Source organism: Pseudotabrizicola sp. (assembly GCF_030684215.1).
GTDB lineage: Bacteria > Pseudomonadota > Alphaproteobacteria > Rhodobacterales > Rhodobacteraceae > Pseudotabrizicola.
Window position 1 is genome coordinate 1 of sequence record NZ_JAUXOV010000019.1, and the last position, 2,223, is coordinate 2,223.

2 protein-coding genes and 2 pseudogenes are annotated in these 2,223 nt (G+C 59.7%); 2 read left to right on the forward strand and 2 right to left on the reverse strand.

Features of this window, described 5'->3' with window-relative positions:
- Positions 1 to 686: IS21-like element helper ATPase IstB (gene istB / locus Q8K08_RS01810; RefSeq protein ID WP_305249018.1), on the reverse strand; the 686-nt coding region annotated here is incomplete at its 3' end.
- Positions 676 to 852 (reverse strand): annotated as a pseudogene (locus Q8K08_RS01815) (IS21 family transposase); the annotation flags it as partial. The pseudogene Q8K08_RS01815 and the gene istB, both read right to left, overlap by 11 nt.
- 112 nt (positions 853 to 964) lie before the next feature.
- On the opposite strand from Q8K08_RS01815, the pseudogene istA reads away from it, so the two are divergent.
- Together istA and Q8K08_RS01825 are read left to right on the forward strand one after the other, a co-directional pair.
- Positions 965 to 1,947 (forward strand): annotated as a pseudogene (gene istA, locus Q8K08_RS01820) (IS21 family transposase); the annotation flags it as partial.
- A gap of 182 nt (positions 1,948 to 2,129) precedes the next feature.
- Positions 2,130 to 2,223, forward strand: a 94-nt coding sequence (locus Q8K08_RS01825) for a transposase (protein ID WP_305249019.1), incomplete at its 3' end; no start/stop codon positions are given.

Genomic DNA, 2,223 nt, shown 5'->3' on the forward strand with positions numbered 1-2,223 from the left:
TGGGTGAGGCGATCGAGCAGCGCGGTGGTCATTTTGGCGCCCCCAAAGACCGTGGCCCACTCGGCGAAGCTCAGGTTGGTGGTGATGATGACGCTGGTGCGCTCGTAAAGCTTGCTCAGGAGGTGGAAGAGCAAGGCACCGCCAGAGGCGCTGAACGGCAAGTATCCCAACTCGTCTACGACCACCAAGTCGGTTTTCACCAGCGCCGCTGCAATCTTGCCAGCCTTTCCTTGGGCCTTTTCCTGCTCCAGGGCGTTGACCAGTTCGACCGTTGAGAAGAAACGCACGCGTTTGCGGTGATGCTCGATGGCCTGAATGCCGAGGGCGGTGGCAACATGCGATTTCCCTGTGCCGGGCCCCCCGATCAACACCACATTCTCAGCCCCATCTAGGAACTCGCATCGATGGAGTTGGCGAACTAGAGCTTCGCGTATTTCACTGGCCGCGAAGTCGAAGGCGGACAAATCCTTGTAGGCCGGGAAGCGGGTAGCTTTCATTTGATACGCGATCGAGTGAACCTCGCGCTCGGCCATTTCGGCCTTGAGCAGCCGCGACAGGATCGGCATGGCAGCCTCGAATGCGGGCGACCGTTGCTCATGCAAGTCCTGCACGGCCTGCGCCATGCCTAGCATTTTAAGGCTGCGCAACATGATGATCAGCGCAGCACCCGCAGGATCATGACGCATGACGGGCTCCTTTCTGGGTCCGCAAACCATCATGGCGGGCGACATTGGCCTCGGGCTCCTTGCTCAGCGACAAGGCGGATGGAGGGTTCACATCCGCCTTGTCGGTCGGTGTGCCATCCAGCAGCCTGTGGAGCAGGTTCAGCACATGGGATTTGGTCGGCACGCCTGTTGATTTTCACCCAGAACTGAGCCGGTTAGGCGGATAATTTTCACTGAGAACTGAGCCATGTGAATCTTTTCCCGAAGCTGTGAGCGGCAGGGGCAACGGAGTGATCCACATGGGACTTTTGAATATCATTCGTCGGATGCATAAGCGGCAGAAGTTGTCGATCCGCGAGATTGCGCGGCTGACGGGCGTGTCGCGCAATACCGTGACCAAGCATTTGGCGGCGAACACGATCGAGCCAAAGTTCGCGACACCAGAACGGCAAAGCAAGATTGATCCCTTTGCCGATAAGCTGGCGGGTTGGCTGAAGACCGAGGCCGGGAAGTCGCGCAAGCAGCGACGGACCGTAAAGCAGTTGCACGCCGATCTCGTGGCGCTTGGCTTCACGGGTTCCTATGCCCGGGTCGCAGCTTTTGCGCGACACTGGCGGGCAGATCGGCAGCGCGAACAGCAGACGACGGGGCGCGGGACCTTTGTGCCGCTGCATTTTGACCCGGGTGATGCCTTCCAGTTTGACTGGAGCGAGGATTTTGCGGTTCTGGGCGGTGAACGCACCAAGTTGCAGATGGCGCATATCAAGCTGTCGCACAGCCGCGCTTTTTTGTTGCGTGCCTATCCGTTGCAGACCCACGAGATGCTGTTCGCTGCCCATTGGCACGGCTTCCGCGTATTTGGCGGCGTACCTGCGCGTGGCATCTACGACAACATGAAGACGGCGGTGGATCGTGTCGGCCGGGGCAAGGAGCGGCAGATCAACATGCGCTTCCTGGCCATGACAAACCACTACGTCTATGAGCCGCCGTCCAATGGGCTCGGATCAATGGCGCTTCAATGAACGGCTTCTGCAATCCCGCCGCAGGATGGGTCGAGATATTGGTTCAAGCCCAAAGGCGAGGGGGGCAGGTCGAGAAGAACGTTCGAGATTGTCGTCATCAGATGCTGCAAGGAATGCCGGGCTTTGCCGACCTTGCCGCGCTGAATGCTTGGCTGGAAGAGCGCTGCCTCGCGTTGTGGCGGGAGACCCCGCATGGCAAACAGCCCCCTCTCACGCATGCGAGCATGCGTTGCCGGCCAACGGGCACCATCGCCGATGTCTGAACCGCTTGACTGGGACGACCCCGTTACCGAAGTCTGGACCCTAGGCGAGGCCTGCGGGTCAGGAAGTCTATGACCTCAGATTTTGACGCGGCGTTTTATGCAACCGTTTCGGGCGTGACGTTGCCCCCTCCACCTAATCCAGTTTGAGGTAGACTCTGGCCCAACCGAAAGGACCAGAGCTGAAGCGCAGCAGGTTCACCGAAGACCAGATTGTCGGCATTCTGCAAGAGCATGGGGCGGGGGTTTCCGTCGCCGATCTGTGCCGCGAGCACG